At 75.4% G+C, this 18,221-nt stretch carries 16 protein-coding genes; 5 read left to right on the forward strand and 11 right to left on the reverse strand.

The features are described from left to right. Both ABZT14_RS15935 and ABZT14_RS15940 read right to left on the reverse strand, forming a co-directional pair. A complete protein-coding gene (locus ABZT14_RS15935) occupies window positions 1–2,082 on the reverse strand; it encodes a phage holin family protein (RefSeq protein ID WP_356302281.1) in 2,082 nt (693 codons plus the stop codon). A gap of 225 nt (window positions 2,083–2,307) precedes the next feature. After that, window positions 2,308–3,129 (reverse strand): phytanoyl-CoA dioxygenase family protein, encoded by an 822-nt coding sequence (locus ABZT14_RS15940; RefSeq protein WP_356302179.1) that lies wholly within the window; start codon window positions 3,127–3,129, stop codon window positions 2,308–2,310. A gap of 180 nt (window positions 3,130–3,309) precedes the next feature. Between ABZT14_RS15940 and ABZT14_RS15945 the strand changes: the two genes are divergently transcribed. Continuing rightward, window positions 3,310–4,086 carry an MBL fold metallo-hydrolase gene (locus ABZT14_RS15945; RefSeq protein WP_356302182.1) on the forward strand — a complete coding sequence of 259 codons (777 nt, stop codon included), beginning with the start codon at window positions 3,310–3,312 and terminating at the stop codon, window positions 4,084–4,086. After that, on the forward strand, window positions 4,083–4,724 hold the full coding sequence (locus ABZT14_RS15950) for a VTT domain-containing protein (protein ID WP_356302185.1): 642 nt from the start codon (window positions 4,083–4,085) through the stop codon (window positions 4,722–4,724). The genes ABZT14_RS15945 and ABZT14_RS15950 overlap by 4 nt, the downstream gene beginning before the upstream one ends. 103 nt (window positions 4,725–4,827) lie before the next feature. Here the strand turns inward: ABZT14_RS15950 and ABZT14_RS15955 are convergent, their stop codons facing one another. From ABZT14_RS15955 to ABZT14_RS15980, 6 genes are all read right to left on the reverse strand, one after another. Then, the gene (locus ABZT14_RS15955) at window positions 4,828–5,871 is read right to left on the reverse strand and encodes an MBL fold metallo-hydrolase (RefSeq protein ID WP_356302188.1); all 1,044 of its coding nucleotides are present in this window, start codon (window positions 5,869–5,871) and stop codon (window positions 4,828–4,830) included. Further along, window positions 5,868–7,082, reverse strand: a complete 1,215-nt coding sequence (locus ABZT14_RS15960; RefSeq protein ID WP_356302193.1) for an aminotransferase class I/II-fold pyridoxal phosphate-dependent enzyme — start codon at window positions 7,080–7,082, stop codon at window positions 5,868–5,870. The genes ABZT14_RS15955 and ABZT14_RS15960 overlap by 4 nt, the downstream gene beginning before the upstream one ends. 91 nt (window positions 7,083–7,173) lie before the next feature. Continuing rightward, entirely contained in the window at window positions 7,174–7,998 is an 825-nt protein-coding gene (locus ABZT14_RS15965; protein ID WP_356302196.1) for a SigB/SigF/SigG family RNA polymerase sigma factor, read from the reverse strand. Between the two features lie 285 nt (window positions 7,999–8,283). Beyond that, window positions 8,284–8,793 carry a DUF402 domain-containing protein gene (locus ABZT14_RS15970; protein ID WP_356302199.1) on the reverse strand — a complete coding sequence of 170 codons (510 nt, stop codon included), beginning with the start codon at window positions 8,791–8,793 and terminating at the stop codon, window positions 8,284–8,286. Window positions 8,794–8,840: 47 nt separating this feature from the next. Next, window positions 8,841–10,061 carry a serpin family protein gene (locus ABZT14_RS15975; protein WP_356302202.1) on the reverse strand — a complete coding sequence of 407 codons (1,221 nt, stop codon included), beginning with the start codon at window positions 10,059–10,061 and terminating at the stop codon, window positions 8,841–8,843. 450 nt (window positions 10,062–10,511) lie between these two features. Further along, the gene (locus ABZT14_RS15980) at window positions 10,512–10,751 is read right to left on the reverse strand and encodes a DUF6158 family protein (RefSeq protein ID WP_356302205.1); all 240 of its coding nucleotides are present in this window, start codon (window positions 10,749–10,751) and stop codon (window positions 10,512–10,514) included. A gap of 332 nt (window positions 10,752–11,083) precedes the next feature. Between ABZT14_RS15980 and ABZT14_RS15985 the strand changes: the two genes are divergently transcribed. Both ABZT14_RS15985 and ABZT14_RS15990 read left to right on the forward strand, forming a co-directional pair. Then, window positions 11,084–12,550, forward strand: a complete 1,467-nt coding sequence (locus ABZT14_RS15985) for a phosphatase PAP2 family protein (RefSeq protein ID WP_356302284.1) — start codon at window positions 11,084–11,086, stop codon at window positions 12,548–12,550. A 20-nt stretch (window positions 12,551–12,570) separates the two neighbouring features. Beyond that, a complete protein-coding gene (locus ABZT14_RS15990) occupies window positions 12,571–12,924 on the forward strand; it encodes a VOC family protein (RefSeq protein ID WP_356302208.1) in 354 nt (117 codons plus the stop codon). Window positions 12,925–13,141: 217 nt separating this feature from the next. Here the strand turns inward: ABZT14_RS15990 and ABZT14_RS15995 are convergent, their stop codons facing one another. From ABZT14_RS15995 to ABZT14_RS16005, 3 genes are all read right to left on the reverse strand, one after another. Beyond that, window positions 13,142–14,008, reverse strand: a complete 867-nt coding sequence (locus ABZT14_RS15995; protein ID WP_356302211.1) for a class I SAM-dependent methyltransferase — start codon at window positions 14,006–14,008, stop codon at window positions 13,142–13,144. Between the two features lie 457 nt (window positions 14,009–14,465). Continuing rightward, window positions 14,466–15,344, reverse strand: a complete 879-nt coding sequence (locus tag ABZT14_RS16000) for a methyltransferase domain-containing protein (protein WP_356302214.1) — start codon at window positions 15,342–15,344, stop codon at window positions 14,466–14,468. 1,147 nt (window positions 15,345–16,491) lie between these two features. After that, window positions 16,492–17,811 carry an ABC transporter ATP-binding protein gene (locus ABZT14_RS16005; RefSeq protein WP_356302217.1) on the reverse strand — a complete coding sequence of 440 codons (1,320 nt, stop codon included), beginning with the start codon at window positions 17,809–17,811 and terminating at the stop codon, window positions 16,492–16,494. Window positions 17,812–17,959: 148 nt separating this feature from the next. Between ABZT14_RS16005 and ABZT14_RS16010 the strand changes: the two genes are divergently transcribed. After that, window positions 17,960–18,221: hypothetical protein (locus ABZT14_RS16010; RefSeq protein ID WP_356302220.1), on the forward strand; the 262-nt coding region annotated here is incomplete at its 3' end.

The raw sequence follows: 18,221 nt of genomic DNA on the forward strand, positions 1-18,221 counted from the left end.
TCAGCCGACCCGTTGACGGGTGGTGGGCGTCCGGCCCGGGGGGACCGGGTCGGCGGCGTCCGCCTCGCTGAGCCAGCGGCTCAGCACCCGGTGCACCGCGGCGGCTCCCACCAGTCGCTCCCCCTCGGCCACCGCCGGGGACAGGGACCGGGGCGCGAGCAGGAAAGCCTGGTTCTGCTCGCCGCCCAACCCGCCGTGGGAGCCGATCTGCTCCTCGAAGGCGTGCACCCCACCCCGGTCGTCCACGGCCGAGTTGACCATGACGTCGGCGACGTGGGGGAAGCGGGAGACCCGGTACACCGCCTCGGCGGCTCCCGGGCCGAAGGGCTCCAGCGGGTCGCGCTCGCCCACCACCTCGCCGGTCTCCAGGCGTCGTTCTCCCCCACGGCCCAGCACCAGGTGGCCGTGCCGCTCGCTCCACACCAGGACGAAGCCGATCCCGCCGTGGTCGGCCAGGGTGCGCAGCAGCGCGGGGTGGCGGCGGTCGATCTCCTCCCGCGACATCCGGCCGGGTACGTCGGGGAAGGACACCAGGCCCAGGTTGCCGGAGGCGAGGACCACCGGCTCGGCCGGGGAGTCCGGCACATGGACCTCGTCCCCGTCGACCGGGCCCTCGGGTCGGCGCAGCGCGGCCCGCGCCGCCTCCCGGGCCTCGGCCCCGCTGGGGCTACGCCGAGCGCGGCGGGGCACCGGCAGTCCGCAGCCGGCCCGTACCAGGTCCTCCAGGCGCAGCCCGTAGGCGTCCGCGAAGGTGTGGCCCTGGCTCTGCCCGTGGTCGGACAGCAGCACCAGCCGGTAGGGGCGAGGGGCGCTCCGGGCCACCTTGGCGATCAGGGCCACCGAGCGGTCCAGCCGGCGCAGCACCTGCGCCAGGTCCGGGGAGCGGGGGCCGGAGTGGTGGGCCACCTCGTCGTAGGCGACCAGGTCGGCGTAGACCGCGCGCCGTCCGCTGAGCATGTCCCCCAGTACGGCGGCCACCACCACGTCACGTTCCACCACGGTGGCGAAGGCCCGGATGAAGGGGTACAGCCCGCCGCGCGGTACCCGGGGGGACTGCCGGCGGACGCGGGAGCGGATCGACTGCGTCACCTCCCGTAGGAGTTCGGCCACGAAGGAGACGGCGGTACGGGTGGCGTTGGCGGGGTCGGAGAAGTAGGCGAAGTACCCGGCGCGGGACCGGTTGTGTCGGCCGCGCCGGGCGGACACCGACAGCACCAGCGCGGACTGGGCCGCTCCCCCGCTGAACAGGTTGCCCCGGCTGGCGCCGTCCTCGCTGAGCAGGCCCGGGTGTCCGGCGGCGCGCACCGCCCGGCGTTCCAGTTCGGCCGCGCTGGTGGGGCGGTTGCTGACCATCACCTCGCCCCGCTCCTTCTCGTACCAGCGGAAGGCCGGCACGTCGTGGTTGCCGCCGTGCAGGATGCCCAGCTGGCTGGCCCCGGTCTGGCTGGACCAGTCGGTGGTCCAGTGGGTGAGGAGGTGGGTGCGGCGCAGCATGGCGGCGACCGTGGGCATCAGCGGGTCGTCACCGGAGACCGCCTCCCGCAGCACCGGGTGGCCCAGGCCGTCGAGTTGGAGGAAGACGGTGCCCGGGGTGAGCGGGCCGGCGGCCTGGGCGGCCGGTTGGCGGCGCCGTCGGCGGTAGGCCAGCCGGGACATCCGGCGGCGGTAGGCGTCGTCGTCCCGTACGGCCAGGGCGGTGCTGGTGGCGGAGGAGGCGGCGGACATCACGGCGGCGACCACCACGGCGGTCTCCGGGTTGACGTCACCCCGGTTGTCCGGGATCAGTCCGAGGGCCAGCCACAGCAGGGTGCCGTTGAGGAAGAACACCAGCAGCCCCAGCACCAGGGCGGGGACCAGCAGCAGCGCCCGTACCAGCAGGGGCCACACCAGCGCGGACAGCAGACCGAAGGCGCCGGCGCCGATGGCGGCGGTCACGGCGGTACGGGTCACGCTGTCGCCGTCGTCGGACTGGAGCTGGAAGTCCGGCAGGGCCCCGGCCAGGACCAGCATGGTGGCGGTCGCCACGGACCAGACGACCAGTACCCGGAAGACCCCGCTGCCCATCCGCCGCCACGACGGCATCGAACTGAGCCCTCTCACCGGCACTCCTCGGCCTCCGATTCGGTCCAGCACCCCGGATGTCCTCCAGCGTGGCACAGCCGGGTGGACCCGGGCGCGCCGTGCGGTCCCGTGGGAACCCCGGGCAGCGGAGGGGCCGGGCTTGGCGTGCCCGGGGCATCGGTGAGGGCCGGGGCGGGCGGCACCGACACGGCCAGGTGCGGTGACCCGGCACGCGCGGCCCCCTGGTCAGCCGGCCAGCCCGGCCCGGACCGCCCGCTCCACCGGCGAGTACGCCCCGTCCTCCCGCTCCAGCGTCAGCCCCTCCTCACGCGGCACCAACGGGGGCTGGGCGATCACCCGGGGCGCCGTCCCCCGGTGACGCTGCGCCCGGTGTACCAGGAACGGGTGGCAGAGGAAGACGTCCCCGGGCGCCCCGGTCGCCGTCACCTCCGGCAGCTCCTCGACCTCCGGGCCGAGCCCCTCCATCACCTCCAGGAAGCTCAGCCCCTCGGCGCCCGCCGGCCGCAGCCGGGGCGGTACCCGCAGATGGCTGCTCACCCGGACACGGGTCGGGGCGTCCCGCTCCCCCACCTCGGTCAGCAGCACCAGCAGCAACAGGGCCCGCCCCCGGGACCACAGGTTGACCCGGGGCGGCCCCGAGGGGTCCTCGGAGGCGAAGCCGGCGTCGATGTGCCAGCCGTCGTCCTCGGGGGCCTCGGGGTGGGGGAAGCGGATGGGGAAGGTACCCAGTCCGCCCAGGGGGTGCCAGCGGCCCGGCCCGACCAGGTCGTCGAACGCCGCCTCCAGCCGGGGCGCCGAGGCGGCCTCCCGGAACGGTGGCTCGTGGTGGCCGCCGAGTCGGACGACCGGGCCCTGCCAGCTGGTCGGGTCCTGGGGCGAGCAGCCGGCCTCGGCGTAGAGGATCTCCCGGCAGCGGGCGGCGACCTGTGGGGAGAACACCCCGCGCAGCGGCAGGTAGCCGTCCTGGACGAAGCGTTCGACCTCGGTCGGGGTCAGGGCGCCGCCCTCGCGGTGGGGTTCGGCGGACTGTTCGGGGAAGGGTGTCATGGCGGCAGCCCACCGCATCGGACGCCCGGGGCTCCACTGCTTTTCGTCCCCCGACGTCGTACGGTTCGCTCAGGGCGCCGAGCGGCGCCGAGGGAACGCCGGGAAGTCACCGGGGAGACCCCGTACGAGCTGGTGCGAGGACGGCGACGAGTCCAGGACGCCGAGGAAGGGAGCGGCCAGGTGCCGGTGGAGGTCACGTGGTGGGGACACGCGACCGCCACGGTGCGCGACTCGGGCGTCACCGTGCTGACCGACCCCCTGCTGGTGCGGAGGATGGCCCATCTGCGGCGGCGGCGCGGACCGGTGCCCCCGGTCTCGGCCACCCTGGTGGACCTGGTGCTCGTCTCCCACCTGCACGCCGACCACCTGCACCTGGGCTCGCTGGCCATGCTGCCGGAGGGTACCGAGGTGGCGGTGCCCCGGGGCGCCCTGGCGGCGGTGCCGGGGCTGCGCCGGCTGGCGACGGTGCTGCGGGTACGGGAGGTGGTGCCCGGTGACGAGTTCCGGGTGGGGCCGGTGCACGTGCGGGCGGTGCCGGCGGCCCACGACGGGCGGCGGCTGCCCTATGGTCCGGCCCAGTCCCCGGCCCTGGGCTACGTGGTGACCGGGGCCGCCCGCACCTACTTCGCCGGGGACACCGGCCTGTACCCCACCATCGGCCAGGAGGTCGGCCCGGTGGACGTGGCGCTGCTGCCGGTCGGCGGCTGGGGCCCGTACCTGGGGCCGGGGCACCTCAACCCGCGTAGCGCCGCCAAGGCCCTGGCGCTGCTCGCGCCCCGGTGGGCGGTACCGGTGCACTACGGCACCTTCTGGCCGATCGGGATGGACGCGGTGCGCCCCCACGAGTTCCACGCGCCCGGTGACGAGTTCGCGCGGCTGGCCGGCAAGGCCGCGCCCACGGTGGGGATACGCCGGCTGGAGCACGGGGAGAGCGCGCGGCTGGACGGCGTCGGATGAGCGGGCCGGTACCGCTGGCCGCCCTGGGAACGGCCGGGTTGACGCTCCCCTCGGAGTCCGCGCAGCACGCGGTCGGCTACCCCTCGCTGTTCCTGCTGGTGGTGTTCGGCTCCCTGCTGCCGGTGGTGCCCACCGGGGCGGTGGTCAGCGGGGCGGCGGCGGTGGCCTTCCACCAGAGCGTGCCCACGGTGTCGCTGTTCGCGGTGTTCGGGGTGGCCGCCCTGGCCGCCTTCCTGGGTGACGTCACCCTCTACTGGCTGGGGCTGCGCGGGGTGGGCTCGCGCAACGGGTCCCGCTGGCTGGAGCGGCTGCGCGAGCGGGCCAGCCCGGACCGGCTGTCGGCGGCCCGACAGCGGCTGGACGAGCACGGGGTGGCGGTGCTGGTGGTGTCCCGGCTGCTGCCGGCCGGCCGTATCCCGGTGATGCTGGCCTGCCTGCTGGCCCGGATGCCCATGGGCCGCTTCCTACGGGGTGCCGTACCGGCCTGTCTGGCGTGGACGGTGACCTACCAACTCATCGGGGTACTGGGCGGATCGCTGTTCCCCGAACCATGGCAGGGGGTGGCCGCGGCGGTGGGGCTGACCCTGCTGATCAGTGCCGGGCCCACGCTGTGGCGCCGGGCGCGGGGCGGCCACTGAGCCGTACCGGCCCCACCCGCCACGAGAGGCCGCGCCCCCGCGCGCACGGGGGCGCCACCCCCACGGCCGGGTCACCCCGGCGGCGGGGAGACGGCACCTCGGCTCACTCCAGTACCCGTGAACCCCCCACCGGCAGGTCCCACAGGTCCTCGGCCTCCCGGCCCGCCTCGGCCCAGGCGGTACGTACCCGACGGAGCGGCTCCATCGGAGGTTCACCGGACAGCACGAAGGTGGCCCAGTGCATCGGGGCCATCGCCCGGGCGCCCAGGTCGTCGCAGGCGCGCACGGCCTCCTCGGGGTTGGTGTGCACCGGGCGCAGCATCCACTGGGGTTCGTAGGCGCCGATCGGCATCAGCGCCAGGTCGATGCCCGGGTAGCGCTCCCCGATGCGCCGGAACCAGTGGCCGTAGCCGGTGTCCCCGGCGAAGTAGATCCGCTGCCCCCGCTGGTCGGTGAGCACCCAACCGCCCCACAGGGAGCGGCAGGTGTCGGTGAGCGAGCGCCGGGACCAGTGGTGCGAGGGCACGAAGTCCAGCCGTAGCCGCGCCCCGTCCGGGCCGGGCAGCTCCACCGCCTCCCACCAGTCGAGTTCGGTGACGTGAGTGAAGCGGCGGCGCCGGCACCAGCGGCCGAGCCCGGCCGGTACCAGCAGGGGCGTGGACCGCGGCAGTCGGGCCAGGGTGGGGGCGTCCAGGTGGTCGTAGTGGTTGTGGGAGATGATCACCGCGTCGATCGGGGGCAGGTCCTCCCAGGCCACGCCCACCGGTGTGAGCCGGGCCGGGGTGCCGAGGATCTTCCGGGACCACACCGGGTCGGCCAGTACGGTCAGCCCCGCGATACGCAGCACCCAACTCGCGTGCCCCGCCCAGGTGACCGACACCGTGGACGCGTCCACCTCGGGCAGGGGCTCCGGGGAGAACGGCAGGTCGGCGACCTCGCGCATGGCCGGGGCGTCGGGGCGCATCACCCCGGGCCGGGCGGCCTTGGCCAGGGTGCGGAAGCCCGGCAGGGGGGCGGTCAGTCGGCCGGCGAAGTCGCGGGGCCAGCGGCGCCGCTCGTACAGGGGCAGCGGTGCCGGCAGTCCGACGGCCTCGGGCACGTCGGGACGTACGGGGGGCTCGGGGCGCCGCTCGGTCCGTTCGCTCATCTGCTGGGGTTCCCTCCCGTGAGTGCGGTCAGGGTCGAACGCACCAGGTGTAGCGCCTGGGCGACCTCGGGCCATTCCATGGGATCGGCGGACGTGTCCTCCCGCACCCCGGAGTGAGCCGAACTGGTCGTCCCCGCCCCCGGCGCGCCGTCGACGGCCACCCCGGGGAAGACGCCGGAACACAGCAGGGAGGTTGACAGCCTCACCCTCAGTCGGGCCGGGTCCTCCCCGAACAGTTCGCCGGCGGCGACGTACCGGTCTCCGGCCGGCAGCCGTTGGGCCAGCGCCCCGGCCAGCTGGTCGCCGTCCTCGACGTGCCGGGCCCGCAGCCGGTGCCGCAGCGGCTCGAAGTCGGGGTACAGGTGGCGGCCCAGCTGCGCCGGACGGCACAGCGCCCCGGCGTCGACCAGGGTCTGCCGCAGCGCCCGGGCCAGGGCGCCGTGCAGCCGGGCCCCCCGCTCCCGCTCGGCCAGCATCGGGGTGGTCTCGATCAGGGCCACCGCGCAGGCGGCACCGGTCTCCGGGGTGGGGAGCGACTGCATCCGCTCCAGCAACTCCCGTACCCGCCGGGCCAGTTCCCGGCCCCGGGGGTGGTCGGGGAAGCGGGCCACGGCCGCGTGCCGGGGCGGGGAGAGCAGGGCGGCTCCCAGGTCGACGAGCACCACCGCCTCGGAGTGGCCGTGCAGGATCTCGGCGGGGCTGACGATCACCGTGCCGCGCGGATCGTGGCGGGTGTCGCGCCAGGTCTCGTCGGAGACCACCAGCAGCCCCTCGTCGGCGGCGACCTCGCACACCTCGCGCAGCGCCTCGGGGGGTACGGCGGTGCCCGTGGGGTCGTCGGCGACCGACAGCAGCAGCACCGTGGGGGTGTCCCCGGCCCGTCGCTGGCGGCGTACGGTCTGCCGCAGCGCCACCGGGTCCGGTACCCCTCCGAAGTCGGCGGGGATCGGGCACAGTTCGGGGCGGCGCCCCAGCAGCCGGATCGGCGGGTGGTACCAGGCCGCGCTGGGGCAGGGCAGCAGCACCGACCCGGTGGGCCCGTCGCCCCGGCCTCCGGTGCCGGGCGCCGCGAGCAGGGCCAGCAGCAGCCCGGGGGCGCCGGCCGCGCAGACCACCTGGTGGGGTGCGGTGGTCAGCCCCCGTCGGCGCCAGTAGCCGCAGGCGGCGGTGGCGACTCGGTCGTGTACGTACCCGGGTTTCGGTTCCGGCACGGGCGCCTCCGGTGGTGACGGCTTCGAGGGTGCCGCGCGGGCCCGGAGCGTGGCGGGGGCGGGGGCCCGCCGGCGGAGGGTTCGGGCGGACTCAGGCGGCCACGGTTCCGCGTCCTCGGGCCGGCTCGGCCTCCACCTCCCGCTGGATGCGGTCGCACACCCGGCTGATCAGCCGGGAGACGTGCATCTGGGAGATGCCCAGCTGTTCGGCGATGCCGCTCTGGGTCATGTCGCAGAAGAACCTCAGGTACAGGATGCGCTGTTCCCGTTCGGGCAGTTGCCGCAGCCAGGGCTTGACCGCCTCCCGGTGGACGACCCGGTCGAAGCCCGGTTCGACCGAGCCGAGAGTGTCGCCCAGGCTGTAACCGTCCTCGGCTCCGGCCAGTTCGGCGTCCAGGGACAGCGGGCTGAAGCTCTCCAGCGCCTCCATCCCGACCAGTACGTCCTCCTCGCTGAGCCCGCTGTGCTCGGCGATCCGGGCGACGGAGGGGCTGCGCTGCCCGGGGGCGAGCGCCAACTGTCGGATGCTGGTGCGCACCCGGTTGCGCAGTTCCTGTACGCGGCGAGGCACGTGCAGGCCCCACAGGTGGTCCCGGAAGTGGCGTTTGACCTCGCCGACGATGGTGGGTACGGCGAAGCTCTCGAAGGCGCAGCCCCGTCCCGGGTCGTAGCGGGCCACCGCCTTGACCAGTCCGAGGGCGGCGACCTGTTCCAGGTCCTCCAGGGCCTCGCCCCGGTTGCGGAAGTGTCGGGCCAGCCGCCGGGCCATCGGCATCCAGGCCCGCACCAGTTGCTGCCGGAGGGCGTCCCGTTCCGGGCCCTCCGGCATGGCGGCCAGCCGCCGGAAGCTGTCGGCGGTGTCGGGGGCGTCGTCATGGGGGTGCCGTGCGCCCTGGGCACGGGAGCTTACGGTCATGTGCGCCCTCTCCCATCCGGTGCTGTGTTCCCACCGTCACCACGACCAGCGCGGTCGGGGCCGGAGTCGGCCCCTCTCGGGAGCCGCCCCTGGCGACGAGGACCCGGCCCCCGAGGGGGCCGACTTCCCTCACCCCTCCGACCATCCACCCACCGGGGTGCGGACGCGAGTCGAGCGCCGTCCGTCCAGGTCACAGGCCCGGCCGGGGTCGCCGGGGGCGGACACGTACGGTCCCGGTCCCCTCCACCCGTGGTGAGGGCGCGCACACCGTGGCGGGTGGCCGGGTCAGTCGCCGGTGAGCAGCAGGGTGGTCAGCCGGCCCTCGGCGGCCAGGGCGGCCAGCTCGTCCTGCGCGGCGCGTGCCCGGGCGGCGGCCTCGGGGTCGGCCTCGGGCAGCCCGCTGTCCAGGAACTCGTCCTCGTCCAGGCGGAGGGCCGGCCGGTCGTCCGGGTACACCCACAGGTCCAACTCCAGGTCGCTGACCCGTAGTTCGCCCCCGGCCACCCGCAGGGGCCGGGTCATGTCGCAGTACCAGCCCTTCAGGGCACCGCCAGAGTCCCGCACCTCCTTGACCGCGTACCACCTGCGGCGCCAGAAGTGCTCGGTGAACACGTCACCCCGCTCGAACCGTACGAAGCCCATGTCCCGCACCGGGGGGCCGGCCCAGTCGGCGCGCGCCACGACCCGGTCCCCGTCGTCCGCCAGCACCGTGGCCGGGTAACACACGTCCGGGCGGGGCGACTTGTCCAGCCGTACGGTGACCGTGTCACCGGGGGTCAGCGTCTCGTTCTCCATGGCCTCAGCCTGCCGAAGCGCGCTCCGAGGCGCACCGGGTTTCCGGCTCAGTCCGGCTCGGGCGGCTCCTGGAACTCCTCCGGTTCCGCGACCCAACCGGCCGCCAGCACCAGTCCGCTGCCCCGGTGTACGGCGGCGAAGCCGAAGGGCCGGTCGCAACGGGCCGACACCAGCCGGTGGGTCGCCGGGGGCAGCCCGGCCGCCACCGCGTCCAGCGCGGTGACGGCGGCGGTGTGGAAGCCCTCGGCGGAGAAGGAGGCGGTGGCCGCCTGCCGGGCGGCACCGACCTCCAGGGGCACCGAGCGGCTGATGCCCGGCAGCGGACGGCTGGTGTGGTCGCGCGCCGACTCCAGGCCGAAGGTGTCCGGGGACGCCAGCAGGTCCAGGTCGGCGGTCACGGTGAACGGCACCGTGGTCAGCTCCGAGCGCGGAGCGTCGTCCCAGCCGGGGACCTCCCCCACCCACAACCCGGGCCCGGGCTCGCCCTCCGGGAGTTCGCCACCCGGGGTGGTCGGCCCGTCCCCGGCGAGGGCCTCCAGTCCGTGGGACAGCACCGAACGGGCGCTCCACTCCCGGGGCCCCAGCAGCAGGTGCACGTCCACCCCGGTGTCGCCCTCCACCCGGACCAGGGTCAGCGGCCCCTCCCCGGTGTGGGCCAGGGACACCTGGTCCGGGTCGGAGCTGATCCGGTGCAGGCTGGCCAGCGTACGTCCGGCCCACGGTCCGGTGGTCGGGGTCCAGGGCTCCCACCCCGGGGCGAACGGCTCCCTCCAGCGGGTCCGTACGCTCAGGGCGCTGGCCAGCACCAGCGCGGTGTCCCGTCCGGGGGTGACCGGCATCCGTTCGACGGCACCCCCGGTACCGGTCGAGGCCCACCGGTCCAGGGCCTTCCGGTCGCGTTCCCGGTCTCCGGTCAGCCACTGGCAGTCGCCGGGGGACAGCCGGGCGCGCCAGGAGGGCTCGACCTCCACCCCGGGTGCCAGCCACACCCCCAACGCGGCCTCGCAGCCCGGCAGTTGCCTCCAGTCCTCCACCAGTTCGGCGGCTCGGGCGGCGGCCCGCTCGGGGCTCACCCCCAGCTCGGCCAGCCCCAGGGCGCCCGCCAGCTCCGTACGCGCCGACCCCTCGGCGCCGGCCGCGAGCAGCGCCAGCAGGGGCCACACCCCGACGGCCAGGAAGAGTCCCTCGCCCCGGTCCGGCCCGACGGGACTGTCCAGCCAGCGTCGGGTCAGCGCGTTGACCGCCCTCGTCGTACCGGCGTCCCGCATCGGCCCCCCTCGTCCCCGTCCCCCCGCCCCCGTTCGGCGGGCGCGAGCTGCCGATCCTAGAGCGTGCCGTGGGGGGTCTGGAGGTCGGTGAGCGCGTCCCACACGGCGCCCGCCCCGGGGGCGGGCGGGGTGGAGTGCGCGCGGCATCCCACACGGCGGCCGAGCGCGGCGTCCGAGCGCGGCATCGGTCACGGCGCATCGGTCACGGCGGGAGCGGCAACCACAGTACGGCGGGACGAGGCGAGGGGCGGTGTGCCGTGGCGGCACCAGGCGCGGGCCTCCCCACGACCGGACACCCCCGGGATCGCCACCGACAGCTGAGCCCGCGCGGGGGAGAGGGCCCCGGGCACGTGGTCCCACGGACCGTGCCCGGAGCCCTCCGGTTCCCCCACGAGGCCGGCCGCTCGTCCGGCCGCAGCCCGAGTGCCCCTGGCCGTGGGGGTCAAACCCTCAACCCGTACGGGCCCGCGCGCCCGCCCGGGTACGGCCGGGGGACACCGTACGGCGGGGGTGCCGGCGCAGGTACTCCCCCTCCAGCTGCGCCATCCGCCCGTTGTGGGCGGCCAGGGCCCCGTTGGAGCCGTACAGCAGGGTGTCGTGACGCGTGCGGTGGATGGTCTCCAGCTCCCGCAGCAGCTGGGCGTCCGACAGCCGCCGGGGGTCCACCCCCCGGGTTCGCGGTTCCTCCATGGCCCGGCTCCCTTCGTCCCTGCTGACCATTAACCCCCGCCGCCGCCCGGCCGGCACCTCGAACGCCCACGTCCCAGGGGGCGTTCACCGACGGGGGCGTAGGCTGCACGCGGCGCGTTCGACGACGTCGGGAGGGGAACAGCCGTGCGGCGACAGCAGCTCACAGCGGATCGAGGACAGTGGCGGGTCGCGCGGTGAGGGCCCGGAAGCGGCGCGGGGCCAAGGCCCCCCAGCTGGTGGACACCACCGCCCTGGCCAACGCGGCACGCACGCTCGCCCAGGGCAAGCCCCGCCGGGGCTCCCCCTCCTGGTGGGCCCGCTGGGACCGGCGGATGTTCGACATGGTCGCCCACCACCACTGGCCGGGCGCGGAACGGGTGTTGCCCCGGCTCAGCCGCAGCGCCGACCACGGGCGGCTGTGGCTGGTGGTCGCGGCGGCCATGGCGGCGGCCGGTGGTCCCCCGGCCCGACGCGGAGCCGCGCGGGGGCTGGCCTCCCTGGCGGTGGCCTCGGCGACGGTGAACACCCTCGGCAAGCGGTCCACCCGCAGGGCGCGTCCGCTGCTGGACGGGGTACCGGCCCGACGGCACCTGCACCGGCAGCCGCTCACCACCTCGTTCCCCTCCGGCCACTCCGCCTCGGCGGCGGCCTTCGTGACCGGGGTGGCCCTGGAGTCCCGGTTCTGGGGTGCCGTCCTGGCGCCGGTGGCCGCCTCGGTGGCGTTCTCCCGCGTCTACACCGGGGTGCACTACCCCGGCGACGTACTGGCCGGCGCCGCCATCGGGGCCGGCGCGGCCTTCACCGTACGGGGGCTCGCCCCCACCCGGGACCTGCTGCCGCCACCGGCCCGCCCGGTGGTGGACGCCCCGGCCCTGCCGGAGGGCGAGGGGCTGGTGCTGGTCGCCAACACCGACTCCGGGCACCGCCAGCGCACCTCCACGGGTGAACCGGCCCCGCTGGACGGGCAGTTGGAGGCGCTGCGGCAACTGCTGCCGAAGGCCGAGGTGGTGGTCTGCGACCCCCGTTCCGGCGAGCTGCCCAAGGAGTTGGAGGAGGCCGCCACCCGCGCCGCCGCGCAACGGGGCGCGCTGGGCATCTACGGCGGTGACGGCACGGTCAACAGCGCGGCCACGGTCGCCATGCGGCACGGACTGCCCCTGGCGGTCTTCCCCGGCGGCACCTACAACCACTTCGCCCAGGACCTGGGGCTGCTGTCGGCCCTGGACACCGGGCGCGCGGTGGCTTCCGGGCACGCGGTCGCCGTCGACCTGGGGCGCTTCCTGCCCGGGCCCGACGGCCAGCCGGGCCACTTCGTGAACACCTTCAGCCTGGGCTCGTACCCGGAGCTGGTACGGCTGCGTGAACACTGGGCGCCCCGCATCGGGGCCTGGCCGGCCGGAGTGCTGGCGGCCGTACAGGTCCTGCGTACCGCCGGCCCGGTGGAGGCCGGCCTGGGCGGCCAACGCCGGCCGCTGTGGATGCTGTTCGCCGGCAACGGCGCCTACCGGGGCGTGGGCCTGGCACCGGTACGCCGGCACGACCTGGCGGACGGCCTGCTGGACGTGCGGTACGTCCGAGGGGGGCGCTGGTCCCGGACCCGGCTGGTGGCCGCCGCGCTCACCGCCGCGTTCGACCACTCGCCCTTCCACGGCGCGGCACGGCTGCGCAGTCTGCGGATCAACGACGTTCCGGAGGGCACCTACCTCGCCTTCGACGGTGAAGTCGCCCCCGCTCCAAGGGAGTTGCTGTTGGAGAAGAGTCACGAGGCGTTGCGGGTCTACCGTCCCCTGCACGGCTGAGGAACTACTACGGTGTGGGCATGGAGATCTTGGGAACCAGCCTGCGCGTGTGCGTGAACGACCTGGACGCCGCCGTCCCGGTGTACGAGAAGCTGACCGGGGCGGAGGCCGTGCGCTTCTCCCAGGGCCCGGTCTCGGTGGCGGCCGTGGGGCCGTTCTTCCTGATGAGCGGCCCCGACGCCCAGCTTGAGGTGTTGCGGAAGATCACCGCCACCCTGGCGGTACGGGACGTGGAGGAGGCCCTGGTCGACCTGCACACCGTGGGGGCGGAGATCATCGCCGGCCCCAAGACCACCCCGATAGGCCGCAACCTGGTCGCCCGCCACCCCGACGGCACCATCTTCGAGTACGTGGACCGAAGCCAGGAGGCGTAGGGGCGCGGGCCCGAGCGCCCGGTGCCGGACGCGACGGTCCGGGCGGCCCCTTGACGGTGGTCGCGTACGGGCCCCGGCCTCCCGACGGTCCGCCGGGAGGCCGAGACGCCGGGCCGGATGAGGGGGCTCCGGCCGGAGCGGGCCCACGCACCTTCACGGCCGCGACTCCGCGCCGAACAGCGCTGGTTCGGGGCGGCGGCACCCGGCGGCCCCGGTCTCAGGGGCGGCGGGCGGCCCAGACGGTGCGCTCGGTACGTACCGCCAGGTCGTCCCGGCGCAGCAGGCCGCGCGGACTGTCGGTGTCCAGCAGCTCGTCGAGGGCCTCCAGGTCCTCCGCGCCCAGCGCCGGTGCGGCGGTGTCCCGCAGACGCCGCAGACTGCCGTACGCGTAGCGGCCGACGGCCGCGCTCCGGTCACCCTCGATGCGCACGGTGACGTGACGACGGTCCTCCACGGTGAACCCGGCCGCCGACAGCATCGGCCCCCAGTCCGCGCCCCGGTGCGGCACGTGCTCGGCGTGGTAGCCGTCGCTCGCCTGGTGACAGCGCTCCTCCAGGCCGGGCCGCCCCTCGGGGGCGTGAGCGGGCAGGAAGCGGGGGAAGCCGTCCAGCTCGACGACGGCGAACAGGCCCTGCGGGGCGAGCAGTTCACGGACCCGCGCCAGGGCGCGGTCGGGGTGGGCCATGTGGTGCATCGAGGCCGAGGCCCACACCAGGTCGGGCGCGCCCAGGTCGGGCCAGTCGTCGGCGTCCAGGTCGGCCCGTACGGTGCGCACCCGCTCCTCCACTCCCCGGGCGCGGGCCTTCTCGCGTAGCAGCCGCAGGTGTCCGGCCGAGGAGTCGACAGCGGTGACGTGGGCGTCGGGGAACCGTCCGAGGAGGACGAAGGTGCCCGCCCCGGTACCGCTGCCCAGGTCCAGGATCTCGCGCGGTGCGGTCCTCAGCGGCAGCCAGTCGACGAGGTCGGCGGTGTGGTCGGCGAGCAACTCGGCGTCCAGGTCGAGGATCTCCGCCAGGTCGTGGTCGTCGGTGGCGTGGTGGTGGTCGTGCTCGGGGTGCGCGGCGCGCGGGTGTCCTGGGGTCATGACGCCACCGTAGGAGGCCCATGCGATTTGAGCACGGTTTCTTGCTGGTTCCGCAAGAACTTCGCCGTACCGTCGCCGGCACACAGGGGCCAGAGCCCGGCCAGCCGCCGGACGCCCGGACGCCCGGACGCCCTCGGGAGGTTCGGCCGTCGCTGCGCCCCTGACGACCCCCTGACGACCTCGCGCGGGTGGCCACCGGGACGAGCGCCGCGAGGGTCATGCCGGCCGCGCTGGCCGTGGTCCCCCGTACGTTCCCCCGAGGAGCGGTGCGGCAAGGCGATCGGCGTGTGGAGTCGGGCCCAGCGGCGGCCCGAAGCAGCGGCCCACGAGGCCCACCCACCCGGCGGGGCCTACCGCCCGTACGAGCCGGGTCAGCCCGTACGCCCGGGGCAAGGGCCGGAGCGAGGTCACCGGGGCGCCTCGGGCGCGGGCCGTCAGTGGCCGAGGCCCAGGGCCGTCAGCGGGCCCGCGCCTCCTCCGGCGCCGTGGTGCCCCCACCCTGTACGGCGGTCACCAACCAGGCGCGGGAGGGGAAGGCGACCGTGCCGTCCCTGAGGTGGGCGCGCAACTCGGCCCGGGCCTCGTCGAGGGCGGACTGCCAGCCGGCCTCGCCGAGTTCGGGTTCGAGTGCGCGTCGTACGGTCTGGCCGACCCGGCCCGCCAGCGCCACGGACAACCGCTCCTCCACCCCGTCGCCGCCGTCGACGGAGTAGTCGGCCACCCCCTCGATCAGCTCGACGGCGATCCGCGACCAGCCGGCGTCGGACAGCACCTGTCGGACCCGCTCCTCCCGCGCCAGGCCCATCGGTCCGGGCTCGCCGTCGGCGGGCTGGGTGGGCGGGGTGTCCAGGCGGGCGGCGAGGGACCGCAGACCGTGCCAGAACGTCTCGGTCTCCCCCTCCCGCCAGCACACGAAGGTCAGCCGGCCCCCGGCCGCCGTCGCGGAACGGATGTTGGCGAACGCGGCGACCGGATCGGCGAAGAACATCACGCCGAACCGTGAGACCACCCGGTCGAAGGCGCCGCCCGCCTCGGCGACCAGGTCGACGTTCTGGGCGTCGGCGGTGAGTACCGTCGCGGAGGGCACCCGGCGACGGGCCGCCCCGGCCATCTCCGACGAGAGGTCGACGCCCACCGTCTCGGCTCCGGCGGTGACCGACGCCTGGAGCAGGGTGCCGGTACCGCAGCCGACGTCCAGGACCCTCAGGCCGGGGCCGAAGCCGGCGCGGTCCAGAACGGCGCGGGTGAACGGGGCGAAGGCCGCGTCGTAGATCCGCTCGTGGCGGACCCACGCCGGCGCCTTGTCCGCCCAGTCGGTCATGTCGTTGTGGTGCACGGCTCTCCTCGTACGGTGTTCCGTCACGTGTTGACCCACGGCAACCGTCTCCGATGTGGGTGGAGTCCGGCCACTGTAGGACGGTGGTGTCAGGGGCGTACCACTGGGGCGATCTCGGGACCGACCGTGCCGTTTCGGGGGGTTCGAAGGGGTCCGGCCAGCCCGTCGGTCCGCATGTCGCCGCTTCGCGCCCAGGTCCGGGACGAGGCCCCGAGACCACCGTCGTACGGTCGGTCACCGGCCCGCCCCACCACCACGAGGGGCTCGACTCGCCCCCTCGCCGGGCACCCCCTCCCTCGCGGTGCCACCCCGACCGAACCGGACAGCCCGGACGCCACCCGCGCCTCCCCTCCGAGGGCCGGGAGGACGGGGAGGACAGAGGACTGGGCCGCCCGCTCTCGGCGGGTACCCGAGGAAGCTCCTGGACCGGACCCTGGGGGCCCTTCCCGGAGCGACTGCCCGGCCCGGGGGCGCCGCTGGCCGACCTGGGGTGCGGCCCGGCTGGAGTCACCGCGCGGGCGTGAACGTCTCCGGGGTGGACCACTCCCCCGCCATGGTGCGGCCGGCCCACGCGGGCATCCCGGGCTCCCGTTTCGAGGAGGGCTCACCGCTCGGCCTCGGCCCGCCGGACGGGACGCGGGGTGCGGCCCGGCTGGAGTCACCGCGCGGGCGTGAACGTCTCCGAGGTGGACCACTCCCCCGCCATGGTGCGGCCGGCCCACGCGGGCATCCCCAGCTCCCGTTTCGAGGAGGGCTCACCGCTCGGCCTCGGCCCGCCGGACGGGACGCGGGGCGGGGCGCGGGGCGGCGCCCTCGCCGGGGTACCCCCTCATCCGCGTACCGCTGGAGCAACTCCCCCTGGTCCGCGCGGAGTTGTACCCGCCGCCACGGCCGGGGGCACCCCCACTGGCCGGCTTCCAGGGGGCGAGGAACCGCTACGGCGGCCCGTCCGGTACCGGCTCCCCGGGAGCGGCCCCGTGGAACGGTGCGGTCCGAGGCGCCGGCCCGCGGATGCGGGCCCTCGCGGTACGCGAGCCGGGGATCGGAGCGGGCGCCACGGGCGTACCCGTGGGCCCGTCGACCGGGGTCGCCACCCATGGGCCGGACGGGACCGACCGGCCGGCGGGACGGCGCCGGGCGAGGACGGTCAGTTGGGTCCCAGTACGGGGGCGCGCAACGGCGCCGGGCAGACCCGCTCCCCCTGGGCGTCGAAGACGTACATCTGCCCCAGGTCGATCTGCAACGGCACCCGGTCCCCGGCACGGGGCTGGACCTCCACCGGGGCGCGCAGCACCAGGTGGCCGGCCACCCGTGCGGTGGGCCCGATGGTGGGGTCGTCGGAGCCGGGCTCGGGGGGCTGCTCCGCCGGCTGTCGCTCCCCCTGGGTGAGCAACCGCATTACCGGACGGGCCTGTTCGCGTCGGCGCCGGGGCGGGCGTCGGGCCGACTCCAGTCCCGCCACCGGGGCCGGGGCGGCGCCGACGTCGACGTGCACCAGGGACTCGTGCCCCTGGAACTCCACGTGTTCCACCGTCCCGTGGAGGGTCACCTCGTGGGGCCGGCGCTCCCACTCGGAGGCGATACGGACGGCCTCCGAACGCAGTCCCACGGTGACCTCCGAGCCCATCTGGACGCGGAGCATCTGGTGGTCCGGGCTCAACGGCTCGACCAGTTCGATCCGCTGTCCCCCGAGGTCCACGCTCATCGGCTGGCCCAGCGGGGCCACGATCCGGGCGCGCAGCAGGTTGATGCGCGGGGTGCCCACGAAGGCCGCGACGAAGACGTGGCGGGGAAGCCGGTAGACCTCCGGGGCGGTGCCGACCTGCATCAGGGTGCCGTCCCTCATCACCGCCACCCGGTGCCCCAGCGACATGGCCTCGGCCTGGTCGTGGGTCACGTAGACCGTGGTCACGCCGAGTTGACGGGTGAGGGTGGCGATCTCCGCCCGCAACCGGTTGCGCAGCTTGGCGTCCAGGCTGGACAGCGGCTCGTCCAGCAGGAACGCGGAGGGGCGGCGTACCATCGCCCGGCCCATCGCCACCCGCTGCCGCTCGCCCCCGGACAGCTCCGAGGGGTGCCGGTCCAGCAGGTCACCGATGCCCAGGGTGCGGGCCACCTCCTCCACCCGGGGCCCGGGGTCCTGGTGCGGCGACTCCATCCGCAACGGGAAGCCGATGTTCTCCCGGGTCGTCATGTGGGGGTAGAGGGCGTGGTTCTGGAAGACCATCGCCAACTTCCGCTCTTTGGGGGAGAGGTCGTTGGCCCACCGCCCGTCGAGGTAGACGTCTCCTCTGGTGGGCCCCGTCAGCCCGGCGATCATCCGCAGGACGGTGGACTTGCCGCAGCCCGAGGGGCCGAGCAGCACCAGGAACTCTCCGGGGTCGACGTCCAGCGACAACCGGTCCACAGCGGTGATGTTCCCGGCGTAGACCTTGGACACGCTGCGTAGGGAAATGGCATGGCTCATCGTTGGACATCCCGCTTCTGCCACGGACGGTCGGACGAGTGAATTCGCAACGTAGCTCAACCGGCACGACCTGGGAACGGGGCGGGACGCGCCCCTTGGCCGAGGTCTCCCATCCGCCGCCCGTACGCGGACAACAGGGGCCCGCCCGATGCCCGTGATCCGCCCGGGTGGGCGCGGCACCGCACCGCCCGCGCCCGCGACGGGCACCCCTGATCCCGACCGTCGCCGCACCCGGTACGGCCTCCCCAACGCCCGCCGCGACGCGGACCGTTGGGGTCTGAGGGTGGGACGGGGCCCTACGGCGGGCGCCCGCCCGGTACGCGATCACCACCTCGGGGTCCTGCTCCGAGGGCTGGACCAGCCCCTCGGCCAGGACCCCTTCCTCCACCGGCGGCGGGTCACCCCGCTCG

The sequence above is a fragment of the Streptomyces sp. NPDC005438 genome (assembly GCF_040606315.1).
In the GTDB taxonomy this organism is placed as follows: domain Bacteria; phylum Actinomycetota; class Actinomycetes; order Streptomycetales; family Streptomycetaceae; genus Streptomyces.